Source organism: Thauera sp. WH-2, from assembly GCF_048321015.1.
Lineage (GTDB): Bacteria > Pseudomonadota > Gammaproteobacteria > Burkholderiales > Rhodocyclaceae > Thauera.
Genome location: NZ_JBLWFG010000037.1, coordinates 1 through 301, shown reverse-complemented (window position 1 = coordinate 301; position 301 = coordinate 1). Strand labels below are relative to the sequence as shown.

General features: G+C 67.8%; 1 pseudogene. It reads right to left on the bottom strand.

Going from position 1 to position 301, the window contains the following annotated elements:
- Positions 1 to 301: pseudogene (locus ACNKW1_RS15775) on the bottom strand (C4-dicarboxylate ABC transporter); the annotation flags it as partial.

The following is a 301-nucleotide window of genomic DNA, read 5'->3' as shown; positions in this document are numbered from 1 at the left end:
GCGAGCACCCAGTCGAACACCGGCACGTACGCGCGCGGCGAGCCTTTGAAGGCGGGGTAGGCGGCGAAGGCGAGGAAGACGGCAAACCCGAGGTGGATCGCGCGCGCCTCGGTGTCGTTGAACACGAACACGCCGAGCGAGAACGGCAGCGGCGAGGCGATCCACAGCTGGAACAGCGACCACCCCAGCGCCACCATCAGCAGCAGCTGTGCAGTCAGCCCGGTGGGCTTGCGCCCGCCCGTGTCGGCCTCGGCGACGATCTTCTGCAGTTCTTCGTCGGACAGCTCGAAGCTGGCCTTGT